Raw genomic sequence first — 16,588 nt, forward strand, 5'->3', positions numbered from 1 at the left:
TAAATCTTTTACCTACTTCCAGGCGATACTAGAACTACGAAGTAGAACCAGCAAGATAAAGTAGTCAAGGTGCAGCGTCTACTTGTTAGGTAGCAAATGGGTTTTTTATGTGGTTGATTACCCTGCCAAAAAGCCTATTATACCAAAAGCCGTCGTAGAACGACGGGGTTTTAGACCCAGATTTTTGATAACCACAGAGGCGCAGAGGAAGCAGAGGTTCAATGGTTAAACGTAATAGTGCTTCTAGTTCTGATTCGGTAGAAGCTTGGAAGTATGAGGCTAAGGTGAGTGAAATTGAAGCAATTATTACTCGCATTGAGAAGGGTGAGTTGGATTTGTCAGAGGTTTTTCAGCAATTTGCTACTGCTGTTGAGTCTTTGCGTGAGTGCGAAACTTTCTTGCAAAAACGACAGCAGCAGGTAGATTTGTTGATTGAAACATTAACCGACGATTAATAGTAGGGGATCTAGGCCTTGCGCCCCGGAAGACCATACAACCACGCCAAACACCCTGATTTTATCCTGCTATAGCATTGGTGATGGCAATGATCTCCTGGTAAGTTGGTACTGGGAGCAAATTATTTTGAATACACTAATAAACCAAATGTAGGCACTTGGCGTCCAGAGAATGATTCCAAATGGGAATTAGTCTTTAGTGAAGAATTTGACGGAAATTCACTCAATCAAAAAAAGTGGAACACACGCTATACGCGCCAAAATTTTTATCAAGGTAGAACCAATATTTGGAATAACGAATCGCAGTATTATGTTGGTGATGGCGAAGTCATAAATGGAGTGCTTTACGATGCTTTTGAGTTTAATAATGGCACTCTTAGTATTGTTGGTCAAAAAGCTGCACAGCCTATTACAGCAAAACTTGGTGATTCTCTCCCAGGTTTTGACCCAGTAAAAACCTTCAATTATACTTCCGGTATCCTGACAACTGAAAATAAATATGCCTTTACCTATGGCTACATAGAAATTCGCGCCAAAGTCCCAGCCGGACAAGGACTTTGGACAGCCTTCTGGATGTTACCCAGTTCGGGAAAACGTTCTCCAGAAATTGACATTATGGAGGCACTGGGACAGAAAACAGATACTGTTTTGAACACTTTATTCTACACAAATGAATCCCAACAATTGACGCAATATACGGGAAATCAGACATTCGCTGGAGTTGATTTTTCGCAAGATTTCCACAACTATGGAGTCAAATGGACTACAGATAAACTGACTTGGTACATCGATGATCATGCGGTATTTGAAACTAAAAATAATATTCCAGATGTACCGATGTACTTGCTAACTAATCTGGCGATTGGTGGTAATTTACCTGGTTCTCCAGATGAAACTACTCCTGTGAGTAGCCGTTTTGATATTGACTACATTCGGGTTTACCAAGATGCATCAAGTACCCTGTCTGGAGGTACTGGCGATGATGTCCTAGAAAAACAATTTGGGAATATTTTTGGAGGAGCAGGAAACGATATTCTTAAAGGAGGCTCTGGTAATAATACCCTCAATGGTGGTGATGGCAATGATATCTTAATCGGGGTTAACAGCACAGCTGTTCAACCAGGGCTGGGTGAGATAGATATATTAACCGGTGGTGCTGGTCAAGATAAGTTTGTCTTAGGTGACGCTACCAAGTTTTACTATAATGATGGCAATAATTTGGTGGCTGGTCTAGGCGACTATGCCTTGATTACTGACTTCAATGCTGTACAAGATGTCATCCAGTTGTCTGGTAAAGCTAGTGATTATCTACTAGGTGCGGTATCTTTCGCCAGCGGTACGGGAATTTACCGAGATACTAACACAGATGGGGCTTTAAGTTCCACAGATGAATTAATTGCTGTGGTACAAGGTAATACTGGATTTAACCTGACACAGAGTTCCTTCCTTTACGTTTGAGGGAACTAGTAACGTAAGTTGCTAGTTAGATCAAGTAGGGTGCCCCGGAAGCCGAAAATTAGTAAATAGACCACGCGGTAAGGGCACGGCAATGCCGTGCCCCTACAATATATGTGGTTCATAGATCATTACCCATTGTAAAACCTACAACAAATGCTTCATCTTCTACAGACAAACCTCGCTCTAATAACAAATGTAAGCAGTCATGTCTGTAAAGGTCTATTTTCCCTGCAAAGGGTAAAGGACTGTCAGGATTTTCTAGTAACCACACAAGACTCCATAAATCCTTCCAAGTTACTGCTTAAGTAGTTAATAATCTTACTCTGAATATTTTTGTGTCCAAACCTTTCAAGAATAATTACATCTCCTTCCCTACGAAAATACAATCGGTAGCTTTTTCCGATTCTATATTCATAATGACCTGTTGCCCCTCCAATTAGATGTTTAATTCGGTAATAATAAGGATTCTCTCTAATTCTCTTGAGGTAAGATTGAAGAATAAAAAAATGAAGCCTATCGAAGGAGAATACATTTTCTATATCTGACCAAAAAGAAGCTGTAATCATAAATTCCTCCAAAAATGGTAGGATAGAATCGATTCCGCCAGGAGATGAATTGAGAGTATCAGTAGCCTTTAGATAAGCCTGAGCAATCTCACTTTCTCTACCACCGGCTTTTTCTAAGTCAGCAATTAATTGTTCATAAATTAATTTGAGATGTTCATATTCTTCTGCAACTTTGGCTGAATCAGCTTTTAATCGTTCTATAGAATCCAGTAAGCCAATATCTTCAAGTAGTTTATAGGCAGATTGCCAATTTTCTTTTTCATCAACATAGATAGCTCTCCGCTCTAAAACAGATGTAATTGTTATCTGAAACTGAACTTCAGAGACAGGCTTAATTAAATGACCAATTGCACCAACCTTTGCATATTCTTTTGCTAAAGATACGCTTCCATTACCTGTAATCACAACAATTCGATGCTGGCAATAATCAAAATCAAGATATTCTAGTAAATCAACTCCTGTCTCATCGCCAAGTTTATGGTCAAGTAAAATCAGGTCAAATGGTTCACCTTCTCTTTCACTTTGTTCTATAGCCTTTATCCCTTGATCTACATCTGCGGCTTCTATATAAGTATGATTTTCTTTATTTAGAAGTCTTTTCCATTCCCGGCGAATGAAATCTTCATCCTCAACAATTAAAAAGTGTGACATAGTTACTTTGATGGTTCAGATATCAATGGAAATTTAAAACTTATCATTGCGCCTTTTTCAAGATTTTCTTTCTCTACCTTGCCACCATGTAAAGAAAGATAAGCAAAGACAATCATGCTACCGTTACCTGATAATTCACCGCCACTTTTATTCAAGCGTTCGGAGGATTCATAGAGAGTTGGTAGTATGTCTGGAGGAATTCCTGGACCATTATCTTTAATCTCAATAATTGCCATGTTTTGATTACTCTTACAGCACACAGAGATATGACCTTTGAAGGAATTATCTTTTAATTTACGTCGATACTTCTTAAGAGCAGCGCTAGAATTGTAAAGAGCATTTTTCACTATGCTTCTTAAATGCCAGGGGTTGCAGTTTATCCATAGAGGAGAAGAATCGTAAGAAAAATCTATAATCCAATTCTGGAGTGTTGGTGGTAAATGTTTACTAAGATACTCAATTTCTTTTTGTACTAGAGTTGCTTCGCTTTCTATTCTGGTTGTTCCTCTCAAATCTTTTACGACCCAATCTAATGTTTTTAACGTATCATCAGCTTCTTTTAAATAATTAATTAGTATTTGATCCACTGGAATTTCAGGTAAATCATAATTCAATCCTTCTAGGATTTTAGAAGTTGAGTTGAGATTAATTAATAAAGGAGCTTTGTATATGTCATGAACTATATTTTTAGTATCTGAGTCAATTCTAACAAGAATATTTTTTATAATACTGTCAAGCTGTTGGAGACGATTAGCAATCTCTGAAGAAAATTCATTTTCTATAACTTGCTCAAAAGCATTATTAAAAGTCACTAATTTAAGTAGCTTGTTTTCAACTTCAAGTTGCTTAATTTCATTATCTTTTAGCTCTTTTTCATATTTATGTAAGTCAATTTGTTTTTGATTTTTATAATATAAAATCATCCATTCAATGATGCAAAATATTAGTATTCCTAAAGTTAAAAACAATGCGAAAGTTAGAGTATATAAAATATTTACACCTCTAGGATATAAAGGTTTTTGCACCCACTTAACTTGAGATGTAATGAAATCAGGTCTTTCTCCACGGATGTAATAAACTCTTCCAAGAATCTTGCCTTGATTAGTTTTACCTGTAATATCTCTATGTCGGTAAAAAGGACCTTGATAGGAACCTTCAGCAATTAGTGGGATAGGATCTCTTAAATAATCATGGGGGCTGTTAGTGAGATCATTAAGTTTAAAGTTTCTATATTTGGAATTGGTAGAAAATAAAATTTTTTGCCCGAAACAATCAGATTGAGTTTTCGTACAATCAGTAATTACTAAACCGAATAAACCATAATTGCTATTTAGAGTTTTTTGCAATTCCTCTAAATCACCTTTTATAAGTGCATAGGATAACTTTGTCGGTAAAGTATGAGCTAGGATATTAAAATCAACAGTTTGAGTGGTAAATATGCTAGAGTTATATCTTTTGTAGTTTGCATAATTAAGTGAGAATGTTGCACCAACACTAGCTAAAAATATTAGCACTACTCGACCTAATTTTGTGTAAGTGATTTTCATCATGTCTCTTGCAATAAAGTGCTAGCTTAACATTAAGTTACAGATGGTAATACTACTAGCTGAGTAGGGTTTTCAATCGTTAGTTGACAAGTGCCGTCTTCTAGTTCTATTGGCTCTACTCCAATAATATTGACTTGTTTTCTATTAATATTTTCTGGTGAGCTACCATCCGTAATTTTGTTCAGCGTTTGTGTAGAAACAAAGACTTGGCAGGTTTGATGATTTTCTCGTTCCAATCGTAATCGAATCATTCCATTGCTCTGGTTGGTGAAACCAGCCACTCGTCCTATAATCCCGTTAGCGTTACAAAAAAATTGTACGGGATTTATACTAAAATTAGCGCAAGACAAAACCTGATTTACTCTTAATGCTATCGTTCTAAATTTTTTATAGTCTGGCTCTTCTCCCGTGTCGTAGTTTGCCTGTTCCTTAATTTTTTTAGGTGCATTTTCTAAAATATTTTGAATCTGCTGTTGAGTAGCAGGAGTTAATTTGGGAGACAAGTAGACTCCTGTGCTGGGAATTTCTCGACTGACTTGAATTACTCTAAATTGTGGATCATCCTTGACTGTACTGTATACAACTGCTCCTATATCTGCTTGTCCTTTCGCTACTTGCTCTCGAATTTTACTACTTCTATGCCCTGCTGTTACAGTCATGGACTTCCCATATAAATCATAGGCAGGCATATAGAAGCTAGAAGCTGAATTGAAATCTCCAAGAGCGATAGTTGTTGTAGATTTAATATCATCAATTGACTTAATCGGACTATTATACCGAACAAATAAAGCTGATTGATAAGTGGGTGGATACTTAGCATACATTCGAGATGCCCATTTATAGTTATTATCTTTAGCTTTCATTCCATTCATGGGTGAGTTAGCAAACACGATATCCCATTTCTTATTGGTAATATGATCTTGGGCTTCTTTGTTTGTAATTTCAGAGTTACCTTCAACTACTACATCTATGGCTTGAGAACCGAGTTGGTTTTTTAGGTATGTTTTAAATTCTGAATACTGGTTAGGTGAAGTGATAATACCTACAACAAGAGGTTTTTTAGAAATATCTTTATAACAAATACCATTAACTCTTGTTTCAGTAGCGGTTTCGCATAGTCTTTGATTAAAATAATGCTGAATAGTAAATATTCCTACTCCTATTACTCCTACTAAGCAGGTAAGGATTTTAAATTTTCTGTAAGATGCTTTAGAAATTAGTTTTAAATTGGTAGCAACAGGTATTGGTGTTTCAGAAACTTGTTCTGAAGTGGTAGCAACAGGTATTGGTGTTTCAGAAACTTGTTCTGAAGTGGTAGCAACAGGTATTGGTGTTTCAGAAACTTGTTCTGAAGTAGTAGCAACAGATATTGGTATTTCAGAAACTTGTTCTGAAGTGGTAGCAACAAGTATTGGTGGCTCAGGTGGCTGACTATTTATAATTTTTTCAAGTCTTTCTAGTGAGATTCCTGTGAGTTCGCTAATAATTTTTTCGCTGCCAATTTCCATGAACTTGGCAGCAACTTGTTCATTCGCTTTAATACTGCCTAAAGCATTTGCTATTCTTGATAAATGACAAATTGAAATTGATGATTGAGGTTGAAAAGTATTAATAACTGCATCATCTATGTCAAATATTGCCTTATCTGGAGCAACAACAAAATGATAAACTCTTAGTCTATCAATATTATTAAATACACCAGATGCTAGCTTATTTTTAATAACAAAGCTATATTCTCTAACTTGTTTATATGGATTGCCGCCACCTGCTTTAATTTCTTTATCATCACAAAGCCATTTTTGGTTTGCACTTCCTGTCCACTTCCCTTCATAGCGCTTTGCTTCTAAACATACAAATACTCCTGGCTCCATTACCACCAAAGCATCAATTTCGTGTAATCTTGCACCACGAGCACGAGCCTCTCTAAAGGAAAAACCCATCAGGGCATAACCTGCAATTTTTGCTTGCTCTAAAGTTGTTTTTAATTCTCTCTCAAAACCTTGGATTTCTGTTCCTTCTGGTAAAAGCACTTTCATAATATTTTTTGATAATTTATAAGCCTGAGATTGAAATGTTTAGAACAATTTGATACTAAGCAGAGAAGCTTGTAAATGCGCTTGGTACTAACTAATGTTCGGAAAAATACTGGCTTAGTAAGTCCGTTCCCTTTTGCCCCATCTCCTGCAAAATTTCCTCAATTTTTTTCATTGCTAGCGGTGAGGGATACTGCTTGATTGGATAAAGTCGAGCTTATTCCTTCAAAATTGGTGAATGGTATAGCACTGTCATACTTGATACTTTAAAAATTAATTTCCTCCAGCTTAAAACAAGCTAACCTGTCAACCATTGGTAGATTTACTGTTTTTTTGAATAGTTGCAACAAATTACTCTAGTAAATAGACCACGCGGTAAGGGCACGGCAATGCCGTGCCCCTACAATATATGTGGTTCAATGAACTGAAAATTGCTGTAATTTGCAAGGGTTTGTAGTGTATCCCTCCGTCCAAGCAAGCTACGGCGAAGCGTCTGTCTACGTCACGTACTCGCGTTAAGAGCGGGACGCTACGCGAACGCAGAGAGGGCTTCTCTTCTTAGGCTACGCCAACAGCCCTCAAAGCAAGGACTAAAGTCCTGACTACAAACTTATGATCAATGACGACCATCAGCAAGTAGACTTTATTTGCACTGATCTACTGACATCACAACTATGAAACCGTTTCTTTTTGTCACTGACCTAGATCACACCTTTGTTGGTAATGACAACGCTTTAGCCGAACTTAGTCAACTGCTGATTCAACATCGCGAAGAATATGGTACAAAAATAGTCTATGCTACTGGGCGATCGCCTGTTTTGTACCGAGAACTCCAAGTTGAACAAAATCTTTTGACTCCAGATGCACTTGTCCTTTCTGTGGGTACAGAAATTTATCTCGATGGTAGTGATCAGCCAGATTCAGATTGGTCACAAATCCTCTCCTCTGGTTGGAGTCGCGAACTGGTATTATCTATCACTAATCAGTACGCAGAGTTAGAACCGCAACCAGATTCAGAACAACGTCCTTTTAAAGTCAGTTTTTTCCTGAAAGAAGCTGTAGCTGCAAGTGTTATACCTCAACTTGAGGCAGAGTTGCAAAAAAATAATTTAAAGATAAAGTTAATCTATAGTAGCGGTATTGACCTTGACATTGTACCCCGTACCAGCGATAAAGGTCAAGCAATGCAATTTCTGCGTCAAAAGTGGAAATTTGCAGCGGAGCGAACTGTTGTCTGTGGTGATTCGGGTAATGATATTGCTTTATTTGCCGTAGGCAACGAACGGGGAATCATTGTCGGGAATGCCCGTACCGAGTTACTCGAATGGCACAATGAATATCCCGCTGACTACCGTTACCTGGCACAAGATTTTTGTGCAGGTGGAATTCTCGAAGGATTGAAATATTTTGGATTCTTGGAATGATTAGTTATTTAAAAGGTATCGTCGCTGGTATCCAAACAATTAGCAGTAATCGCGTCATCCTCACTTTAGAGGTGAATGGCTTAGGGTATGATTTGCAAATTCCCCAACGACTAGGACAACAGTTACCCTCGTCAGGGGGAGTTGTGCAAATTTTTACCCATTACCAAATTCGGGAAGAAGTGCCGTTACTATATGGCTTTTCTTCCCCAGCAGAACGAGATTTATTTCGTCACTTGCTGACTGTCAGCGGTATTGGTGCAGCCTTAGCGATCGCTCTGTTAGACACTTTGGAACTACCAGATTTAGTCCAAGCAATTATCGCGGCTAATACGCAAATCCTAATTCAAGCCCCTGGTGTTGGCAAGAAGACCGCAGAACGCATCTGTTTAGAACTCAAAAGCAAACTAATCGAGTGGCGCAAATCAGCGGGGTTCTTCGTCGCTACAGGCGGGCCAGCACCAGGAATTCTCGAAGAAGTGCAAATGACTCTGTTCGCTTTGGGATATACTGCCAATGAAGTCAGTCACGCTTTACATGTCGTGAGTGAAAACATTGGACTGCCCAAAGATGCCTATGTGGAAGATTGGATTAAACAAGCGATCGCCCATCTCAGCGCTACTGAACAGGTTGGGTAGTTGTCATTTGTCATTTGTCGTTTGTTATTGGTCATTTGTCGTTTGTTATTCTCCCCCTCCCAAAGTATGTCCACAGACCCTTATGCTTGGCTAGAGCAGTCTTTGGCAATTATTCATCAGGCAGACTGGTATCGTTCTGTACAAACTATCCACGGTCGCCCTGGTGCAACTGTGCTATTGGCAGGACGAGAGGTAATTAATTTTGCCAGTAATGATTACTTGGGATTAGCTGGGGATGAACGTTTAATTGAGGCTGGGGTTGCAGCTACCACAGAATTCGGCACGGGAAGCACGGGTTCTAGATTACTAAGTGGTCATCGGAAATTACATAGACAATTAGAAAAGGCGATCGCATCTTTAAAGCAGACAGAAGATGCGGTGGTATTTAGTTCAGGGTATTTAGCAAACTTGGGTGCGATCGCCGCTTTGGTAGGTAAGCGCGATTTAATATTGTCTGACCAATACAATCACTCCAGTCTGAAAAATGGGGCAATTCTCAGTGGTGCAGCGGTTATTGAATATCCCCATTGTGATATTACAGCTTTAAAAACTCAGTTGAGTCAGCAGCGGCAAAATTATCGCCGTTGTTTAATCATCACCGATAGCGTCTTTAGCATGGATGGTGATTTATGTCCAGTACCTGCACTGTTAGATTTAGCTGATGAATTTAGCTGTATGCTGTTAGTTGATGAAGCTCATGCCACTGGAGTCATGGGCAAAACTGGTGCAGGGTGCGTCGAATATTTTGGGTGTACAGGAAGGCAGTTAATTCAAATTGGCACTTTGAGTAAGGCTTTAGGTAGTTTAGGTGGTTATGTTGCGGGAAGTGCAACTTTAATTGACTTTTTACGCAATCGCGCCCCCAGTTGGATTTATACGACTGCGCTGTCACCATCTGACACAGCAGCGGCGTTAGCAGCAATTAATATAGTAGAACAAGAACCGCAACGCCGCGCTCAATTGTGGAAGAATGTTGATTACTTAAAAAAGTTAATGGGTGAGGAATTATCCCAATTAAAATTACTACCTTCAGAATCACCTATATTATGTTTTCAATTGTCAAGCGCAGCAGAGGCGCTAAAAGTAGGTAAGCAGTTAAGAGAAGCTGGAATTTTTGCGCCAGCAATTCGTCCACCTACGGTACCTACAAGTCGGATACGGATTTCTTTGATGGCGATTCATGAATTCAAGCATATTGAGAGTTTGGTAGCTGAATTAAGTGGATGTTGTTGAGTGCAAATATGAATTTCTATCACGCAGAGGCGCATTCGCGGAGCGTCTCGTTCGCGGAGCGTCCCGTAGGGAAGAGAAGACGCAGAGAGTTAGAGAGTGCAAGATTTCTGGACTTACGCCTGTGTCACAATCAATTGATTAATTGGGCTTCCAATCTTTTAAGGGGATGTATTTATTTTCCACCAAATCTAGAACTTGGATATCACTACTGGGGCTAAGAACACGAAACCAATAAATTGTGTCAATGTGCTTGACATGATTTTCAACGATGCGAATTGTGTAGTAAGGTTCCTCTGGCGTTGGAGAACTTTCAAGCACGGCTGAAACACGTATGGTTCCCTTAGATAGCCGTTGAATTTCTCTGGCTTTGCGTTGGACTATTGGTAGTTTCCAAACTAAGTCAAAGGCTTTTTTTTCATCAAGCTCTGTGGTAGTTTGAGAAAGTTTTACAGGTGTCGGTGTGTAAAATGCAGGTAATCGTATCTGCTCATGGTTGTAAGTCTGAGCAATGGCTGACTGTCCTACTAGGGACATTATAAGTGAAGCAATCAGAGGGCAATATGTCAATCTGTTCCTGAAGCTATCCGTAAGCATTTGTGTCTACTTTTGCGAAGAGTCCAACATTCTATTTCATATTATTATTTTATCAAAGTTTGTAGTTTTAAGGATTTAGAGGATTTAGTTTAGGCATTTTTGAACAAGTTTTATTCTAAAAGTCTGTAGATATCAATCGTAAAAAATGTTACCCTCTAATTTCGATAGTTTTGGAGAATGACATTTAAAGTAGTCAGCCACTGGTAGCAAGGTTCATCAATTGGAGCTATTTCTCGGCGTCTTTGCGCGAGTGACTCGGTATATGCTATAATCCACGCACTTGCTAATTCTTGCTCTGATAGTAAGTTCTCTGCTATGACTCGCAGAAATTGCTTTTTAATCCAATCTCTAAATGTCAGAATCTCTAGAGATATACCAAACTCGTCTTCAATTTCTTGACATCTAGATACAATTTCTGTTCGTCGTTCAGGTTCTACACTTGTCACAAATCCAACCAGTGCAATATTTGGGTGTGTTTCTAATTTTTCTGCTAATTCTTCAAGCTCATCCCGTAAGTAAGCTTTACCATATTTTGCATCCCATGATTCATTTATTTGTCTGCCATCCAATATTTCAATATCACCGATATTGCCATGTTTTTTATTAGCGGAGCGCATTTGTGCGAGAGGTTTCAATGCTCCATCAGGGAATACTTGATATTCAACCATTGCTTGGAACAAACTATGCATGGCAATTTCCATAATTCGGGCTGCATAATCAGACTCATTAATATGCTTTTCTATAATTTCAGCTATCAGATTTTGATTGACTTTTTCAGATTGCTGTAAAAATGTATTGAGACTCTCTATTGTTTGTCCTGCTAAATCTTTAAAAGCTTTTGCTTGGTTTAGTAGTTGTGAAAGTAAGTAATGTAAAGCTACTTCGGGAGAGATTTCTTCAGCCTCAATAGCTTCCACAATACTTATCCATTCCAGACGAGCGCCTTTCAATTGAGCCTTATAAACTAATGAATAAGGATAATTTTCGGCAAGACTACGTGTCATCATAATTCCATCTGCACTCAGTCGGAGCAAATCGTATTGACGCAGTATAGGGGTGATATACTGTTTATCCAAGGAGCGCATGGATATTCCATCTCGCCATGAAAAGCTGCTTTTACTAGCACTACCCTTATGCAGCCTGATGCTTTGTGTCGGCTCGATTGCTTTGACAGATAATTGCATAATTGTTAACCCTACCAGCGCTCTACCAACTTCACTAGTGACTGAATCTACAAGTTTCTTTAAAGTATCTATGTGAATTTGATTGAGTTGTAAGAAATTAATTTCAGAAGCATGATCTCGGCAATGAATAATTTGGCTTTCCAAGTAACTATTAGAAAGTTCACTGGTGATTTTTTGATATCTCAGTCTAGCCGACTGACTCATTGTACCCTCCAAAAACACTTGTGTATTGCCATCAGGTAACACAAGCTCACTTCTATCCCTAAATACCCGTAAATGTAGCTCATTCATCGCTATTACCTAATTTTTTGCGGAGTTGTACGCTTCTTGGTGTGAGTGTCGGAAATGCATAGGGAATTAAATACTCTCCTTGAGGAATTTGTGGATTAGTGTTGTGATTTCTAACTTCATAACCCATGTTGCGTAAAGATTGGAGGTAAGAAAAGACATTTTCTGGCTTAACTCCCCACAGCTGTGCTAAATTTTCAGATGATAGTTGAGTCGCAACCCCTATCCCCCTGACTACAGATTGAACGACACGCCAAAACAGATTAACTTTTAATTCTGGATGAAAAGTTACAACCCCAGTAATTCGGGGATTGTACTGGTAATACCCAGATAACTGAACCAAGTCTGCCATACCAGTAATTTCTATAAGTTTTTCTTCAAAAGCTTTCCAAAGTGCTGTAAACAAATGCAGGTCTAAATCGTTAGCATATAGTTTGACTTTGCTAGTACCTAACACCCAATCTTCGTGACCGCACGAGGGTAAGATATCAATAACAAATTTATTTTTTTGGTTCCAAGTATCACTATTTTGTCCTGTAATTGTCCAGCAATAACTATTCAATTCATATTTGAGATGTATCTTGATGCTACCAGAAACTTTCTGTTGATTCCACGCAAAATTATCAGATAAAAATCGTATTGCTTCCCCGTTAATTACACTACTGTTTGATAATAATCTTAGAGGTTTAGTACTGCTAAGGATAGCAATTGCTTCTTTAGCTTTTTGTGCGTATATTTGAGTTAACTGTCGTTTGCGCTGTCTAAATTGTAGTTGCTTGCTGGCATTCATGTAGTGCATGGGAAATGGTAGTGCCACACCCATAATTTGATCCAAAATACTCAAAGCTAAAATCCTACCAATTTGGGGTGGTACTGAATTGCCAATTTGTTCAATACAGACTTGCTGATTTCCCACAATTTCATAAGCATCAGGAATTGTTTGCAGTCGCTTGAGTTCAGCAATTGTAAATCGGCGATTTTCCCAGCTAAAAGGACCAGTATATTGTCCTCCTTGTGCTTTAATGGTTCGCACTGGCATCTGCGGATCAGCTTTGTAGAGAAAGTCGGAAAACTTTGAACGCCAGCTAAATACTGGGTGAGGATGTCCCATTTCTTCTGTGTAAAAACTGTAATTTAACCCCGGTGGTATATCTGTTAAAAGATTTCCGTAACGACCTCCAATTCCTGTTTCAACATCTGATATATCAATTCCTGCAACTGCTTCTTGTGCTGAGTAAAAAGGTTCTTCACCAAGGGAATCGGGACCATGAGTAGGGTAGGGAAAGAGGTAATTACCTTCTTTCAGTCCCACAATAAACAAACGTTCTCGATGTTGGGGTACACCATAATCCGCAGCATCAAGAAGACGAAAATAAATTGTGTAACCTGCTGCTTTAAAAGCATGTTGAATTTCCAGCCAATCTTGACCCTTTTGTGAGCCAGTAATTCCATAAACATTCTCAAAGAGAAATCCTTTTGGCTGTAGTGTTTTCAGTAAGCGAACATACTCCTGAAAAAGAGTACCACGAGCATCATTAGTTCCGGCGACCCCAGCGGCTCTGCGTCCTGCAGCCGAGAAACTTTGACAAGGTGGTCCCCCAATGATAAAATCTATCTTGAAATCGGCGCTGGGAAAAAATTCTCTAATATCAATACAAATTGGTTGAGAGTTTTCTAGCCATTTCCCTGAAATTGAGTTTTTTTGTAGGGTCTGAATGTATTTGGCTTCCAGTTCAACCATCTGCACAATATCAAAGCCAGCATCATGAAATGCAATATCAAGTCCGCCACCACCAGAAAACAAGCTCAGGGTCTTAATGGGGATATGACTTTGTTGATTTAACCACTGGCGCAGAGATAAGCCGAATTGATCGCACCAAGCTGAATCACGTTTTATACCAAGGGATTGCAAGATCTTTTGGAACCATGTCACTTGGTGAGTGTAGATACTCGGTAAAGTCAAAGGCAAGGACAATTGTTGCATACTGGTTTTTGGGCTTGACTATCACAGCATAGACTGTTAGGTTATCTTACCTCTTCACCACCTCACACACCAATGACCCAAATTTATCCGCTAAATAATCTCTCACACTTCCAGCCAAATGAAAAGCAAATAATGGCGCAACTGCATTACCCACTTGATTAAAACAACTGGTTTGGGACCCCACAAATTCAAACCAGTCAGGAAAACTTTGTAATCTAGCCGCTTCCCTAATCAATAAACGTCGCCGTCTTCCATCAGCAAGTTTAATTCTGTGCATATCGCCTGTAGCACCAGCTAAATTTCTACAGGTCAAGGTTCTGGCTGGTTTATCTAAATGCAGGTCACGTGGATGTTTACAAAACGATGCTTTTTCATACTTGCTCACATATTCATCCATGCTAGGCGTGAGGAATTTTGATTCTGGAGGTGCTAAAGTAGCCAGTTCTCCTAAAGCTTCGCCTGCAGTGGTTTTTTTTGATATTAATTGAGAAGGGAATTTAAAATTTCCTTGATGACCAACAACTATCAAACGTTCACGATTTTGGGGAACGCCAAAATCAACAGCATTTAGTAATTTAACCTCGACAATGTAACCTAAATTTTGCAGGGATTTGATAACTTCATCCAAATACCATCTATTTTTATATAGCAGTCCTCGCACATTTTCAAATAGCCAAATATCGGGACAAAGCTTCTTAACTGCGCTAATAAAAATGGGAAAACCATCCCGTGAATCTTGTAACCCTTTTTGGTTTCCACCAACGCTGAAAGGTTGACAAGGTGGACCACCTATAATTACTTTAGCGGGTGGTAATTCTGTTTCCGGTGTGAGAACAATTTGAGTACAGTTTCCTGTTAAGTTTTTCTGATATGTAGCACAGGAATCAGCATCCATTTCCCAGCCGTGGGTGGCGAAACCTTGTGCTTCAAATCCCAGGGATAAACCACCACAGCCAGCAAATAAGTCTACTACCAATGGACTGTGGGAAGATGCAGGTTTCAGGACATGATTTATTTGATTGATGTAGCTCATTGGGGACTGGGGACTGGGGACTAGGGACTGGGGACTGGGGATGAGGAAAAACTCTTATTCCCGGATAGAATTACTGTAGGGTGTGTTAGACGCATATTTTCGATATGGTTACGCAAAATATTTCTGTTCAGCGCCTAACGCACCACGTTGTATAAAGTGCGAAGGTGCGTTAGGCTAAAGCCATAACGCACCCTACATTACTTTGCGCCTACTCTTCGAGAACGCTTCGCGAATGCGCCTTCCCTACGGGACGCTGCGCGAATGCGTGAGATAAATTCAGATCTCAATTCAGCAACGCCGTTTGGAAATTAGAAATCCCTAACTCTCGACCACTTCACGCAGTAACTGCGCTAATTTATCTGCACTATCGGGAATGGCGATCGCCTTGGCTGCTTCCCCCATTTTTGTTAACTCGTCGGGTGACTGTAACAAGTTCAAAACCTGATGAAGCAATATTTCAGCGGTTAACTCTGACTGCTTAAACGTTAAAGCTGCACCGACTTTGGTAAACTCTTGAGCATTGTAGGTTTGATGGTCTTCCGCTGCAAAGGGATAAGGAATCAAAATGGCTGGTGTCCCACAAACTGCCAATTCTGTCAAGCTACCAGCACCAGAACGACTAATCGCTAAATTGGCGCGTCGTAATAATGCTGCCATGTTATTATAAAAAGGTAAGGCTATATACTGCGGATGTTTTAAACTGTCAGCCTCTGGGTCATTATCTCCGGTCAAATGCACTATATAAGCACCCGCATCAAACCAAGCTTTGGCAGATTGGCGGATTAATTTATTGATAGCTACCGCGCCTTGGCTACCACCAAATACAATAATTAAGGGAACTCCTTGGGGAATGGGTAAATCAAGGGATGCATCAATGTTTTGATCGAGGAATTGCGAGCGCACTGGTGTACCCACATAGACATTTTTGGCGCGGGGTAAATACTTCGCAGCGACTGCAAATCCTAGCGCCACCGCCGTACACATTGGACCAAAAAAGCGCGTTACTTTACCTGGTAAGGCGTTGGATTCGTGAAAAACTACGGGTATACCTAAAGAACGTGCAGCAATAACTGTAGGTCCTGCGATATAACCCCCCGTGGTGAACAATCCTTGAAATTTCCCCTGTTTGAGGATGCGTCTGACTTGGACAATGGAAGTAATCAGTCTACCCAAAACATAAAGAGACTTTACGCTAAAACCTTGTTGAAACCCTTCAACTGCAATAGTATTCAAGTGATACTGTTTAGGTACGAGCTGAGTTTCTAATCGATTGGGGACACCCAACCATTCAATTTCATATTCTGGCAATTTTTCTGCCAGTGCGATCGCTGGAAACAAGTGTCCACCAGTCCCACTGGCTGCTATTAGTAATCTGATCGGTGCTTTTACCATCAAACCTCTACCGTTTAGCGCCTAGCTTCAGTGACACTCCTACACCAATTGCAAGCAATGTGGTGTAGGCTTCCGAGTCCTGTTAAGGATATCAGGAACTTCTTTCGTGGT

General features: G+C 39.5%; 13 protein-coding genes. 5 read left to right on the forward strand and 8 right to left on the reverse strand.

The window, feature by feature from the left end:
• Positions 1-221 precede the first annotated feature (221 nt).
• Both xseB and HEQ19_03035 read left to right on the forward strand, forming a co-directional pair.
• Complete coding sequence (xseB, locus tag HEQ19_03030; protein WYL98651.1) at positions 222-455, forward strand: exodeoxyribonuclease VII small subunit; 234 nt, start codon at positions 222-224, stop codon at positions 453-455.
• Positions 456-560: 105 nt separating this feature from the next.
• Entirely contained in the window at positions 561-1,913 is a 1,353-nt protein-coding gene (locus HEQ19_03035; protein WYL98652.1) for a family 16 glycosylhydrolase, read from the forward strand.
• A 248-nt stretch (positions 1,914-2,161) separates the two neighbouring features.
• On the opposite strand, the gene HEQ19_03040 is transcribed toward HEQ19_03035, so the two are convergent.
• Genes HEQ19_03040 through HEQ19_03050 form a run of 3 tightly spaced genes read right to left on the reverse strand, consistent with a single transcriptional unit; the run spans position 2,162 to position 6,713 of the window.
• On the reverse strand, positions 2,162-3,130 hold the full coding sequence (locus HEQ19_03040) for a response regulator (GenBank protein WYL98653.1): 969 nt from the start codon (positions 3,128-3,130) through the stop codon (positions 2,162-2,164).
• A 2-nt stretch (positions 3,131-3,132) separates the two neighbouring features.
• On the reverse strand, positions 3,133-4,680 hold the full coding sequence (locus HEQ19_03045) for a HAMP domain-containing sensor histidine kinase (GenBank protein ID WYL98654.1): 1,548 nt from the start codon (positions 4,678-4,680) through the stop codon (positions 3,133-3,135).
• Between the two features lie 29 nt (positions 4,681-4,709).
• A complete protein-coding gene (locus HEQ19_03050; protein ID WYL98655.1) occupies positions 4,710-6,713 on the reverse strand; it encodes a PhnD/SsuA/transferrin family substrate-binding protein in 2,004 nt (667 codons plus the stop codon).
• A 671-nt stretch (positions 6,714-7,384) separates the two neighbouring features.
• Here HEQ19_03050 and HEQ19_03055 point away from each other — a divergent pair.
• The 3 genes from HEQ19_03055 to bioF all read left to right on the forward strand — a co-directional run bounded on the left by HEQ19_03055 (position 7,385) and on the right by bioF (position 10,002).
• The gene (locus HEQ19_03055; GenBank protein WYL98656.1) at positions 7,385-8,134 is read left to right on the forward strand and encodes a sucrose-phosphate phosphatase; all 750 of its coding nucleotides are present in this window, start codon (positions 7,385-7,387) and stop codon (positions 8,132-8,134) included.
• On the forward strand, positions 8,131-8,769 hold the full coding sequence (gene ruvA / locus HEQ19_03060; GenBank protein ID WYL98657.1) for a Holliday junction branch migration protein RuvA: 639 nt from the start codon (positions 8,131-8,133) through the stop codon (positions 8,767-8,769). The genes HEQ19_03055 and ruvA overlap by 4 nt, the downstream gene beginning before the upstream one ends.
• Positions 8,770-8,835: 66 nt before the next feature.
• Complete coding sequence (gene bioF / locus HEQ19_03065) at positions 8,836-10,002, forward strand: 8-amino-7-oxononanoate synthase (protein WYM03229.1); 1,167 nt, start codon at positions 8,836-8,838, stop codon at positions 10,000-10,002.
• A gap of 138 nt (positions 10,003-10,140) precedes the next feature.
• On the opposite strand, the gene HEQ19_03070 is transcribed toward bioF, so the two are convergent.
• From HEQ19_03070 to murG, 5 genes are all read right to left on the reverse strand, one after another.
• Positions 10,141-10,536, reverse strand: a complete 396-nt coding sequence (locus tag HEQ19_03070; protein ID WYM03230.2) for a hypothetical protein — start codon at positions 10,534-10,536, stop codon at positions 10,141-10,143.
• Positions 10,537-10,751: 215 nt separating this feature from the next.
• On the reverse strand, positions 10,752-12,071 hold the full coding sequence (locus tag HEQ19_03075) for a hypothetical protein (GenBank protein ID WYL98658.1): 1,320 nt from the start codon (positions 12,069-12,071) through the stop codon (positions 10,752-10,754).
• Complete coding sequence (locus HEQ19_03080) at positions 12,064-14,052, reverse strand: DNA cytosine methyltransferase (protein WYL98659.1); 1,989 nt, start codon at positions 14,050-14,052, stop codon at positions 12,064-12,066. Before HEQ19_03080 ends, HEQ19_03075 begins: the two co-directional genes overlap by 8 nt.
• Positions 14,053-14,098: 46 nt before the next feature.
• A complete protein-coding gene (locus HEQ19_03085) occupies positions 14,099-15,085 on the reverse strand; it encodes a DNA cytosine methyltransferase (GenBank protein WYL98660.1) in 987 nt (328 codons plus the stop codon).
• 318 nt (positions 15,086-15,403) lie between these two features.
• The gene (murG, locus tag HEQ19_03090) at positions 15,404-16,477 is read right to left on the reverse strand and encodes an undecaprenyldiphospho-muramoylpentapeptide beta-N-acetylglucosaminyltransferase (protein ID WYL98661.1); all 1,074 of its coding nucleotides are present in this window, start codon (positions 16,475-16,477) and stop codon (positions 15,404-15,406) included.
• Positions 16,478-16,588: the final 111 nt, after the last annotated feature.

This window comes from Gloeotrichia echinulata CP02 (genome assembly GCA_038087035.1).
Lineage (GTDB): Bacteria > Cyanobacteriota > Cyanobacteriia > Cyanobacteriales > Nostocaceae > Gloeotrichia > Gloeotrichia echinulata.

Excerpts from the sequence above, each read along its gene's own strand:
- murG (WYL98661.1), bottom strand. The coding sequence starts at position 16,477 with ATGGTAAAAGCACCGATCAGATTACTAATAGCAGCCAGTGGGACTGGT.
- HEQ19_03055 (WYL98656.1), top strand. The coding sequence starts at position 7,385 with ATGAAACCGTTTCTTTTTGTCACTGACCTAGATCACACCTTTGTTGGT.
- bioF (WYM03229.1), top strand. The coding sequence starts at position 8,836 with ATGTCCACAGACCCTTATGCTTGGCTAGAGCAGTCTTTGGCAATTATT.
- HEQ19_03040 (WYL98653.1), bottom strand. The coding sequence starts at position 3,130 with ATGTCACACTTTTTAATTGTTGAGGATGAAGATTTCATTCGCCGGGAA.
- HEQ19_03050 (WYL98655.1), bottom strand. The coding sequence starts at position 6,713 with ATGAAAGTGCTTTTACCAGAAGGAACAGAAATCCAAGGTTTTGAGAGA.
- HEQ19_03075 (WYL98658.1), bottom strand. The coding sequence starts at position 12,071 with ATGAATGAGCTACATTTACGGGTATTTAGGGATAGAAGTGAGCTTGTG.
- HEQ19_03070 (WYM03230.2), bottom strand. The coding sequence starts at position 10,536 with ATGTCCCTAGTAGGACAGTCAGCCATTGCTCAGACTTACAACCATGAG.
- HEQ19_03080 (WYL98659.1), bottom strand. The coding sequence starts at position 14,052 with ATGCAACAATTGTCCTTGCCTTTGACTTTACCGAGTATCTACACTCAC.
- xseB (WYL98651.1), top strand. The coding sequence starts at position 222 with ATGGTTAAACGTAATAGTGCTTCTAGTTCTGATTCGGTAGAAGCTTGG.
- HEQ19_03045 (WYL98654.1), bottom strand. The coding sequence starts at position 4,680 with ATGATGAAAATCACTTACACAAAATTAGGTCGAGTAGTGCTAATATTT.
- ruvA (WYL98657.1), top strand. The coding sequence starts at position 8,131 with ATGATTAGTTATTTAAAAGGTATCGTCGCTGGTATCCAAACAATTAGC.
- HEQ19_03085 (WYL98660.1), bottom strand. The coding sequence starts at position 15,085 with ATGAGCTACATCAATCAAATAAATCATGTCCTGAAACCTGCATCTTCC.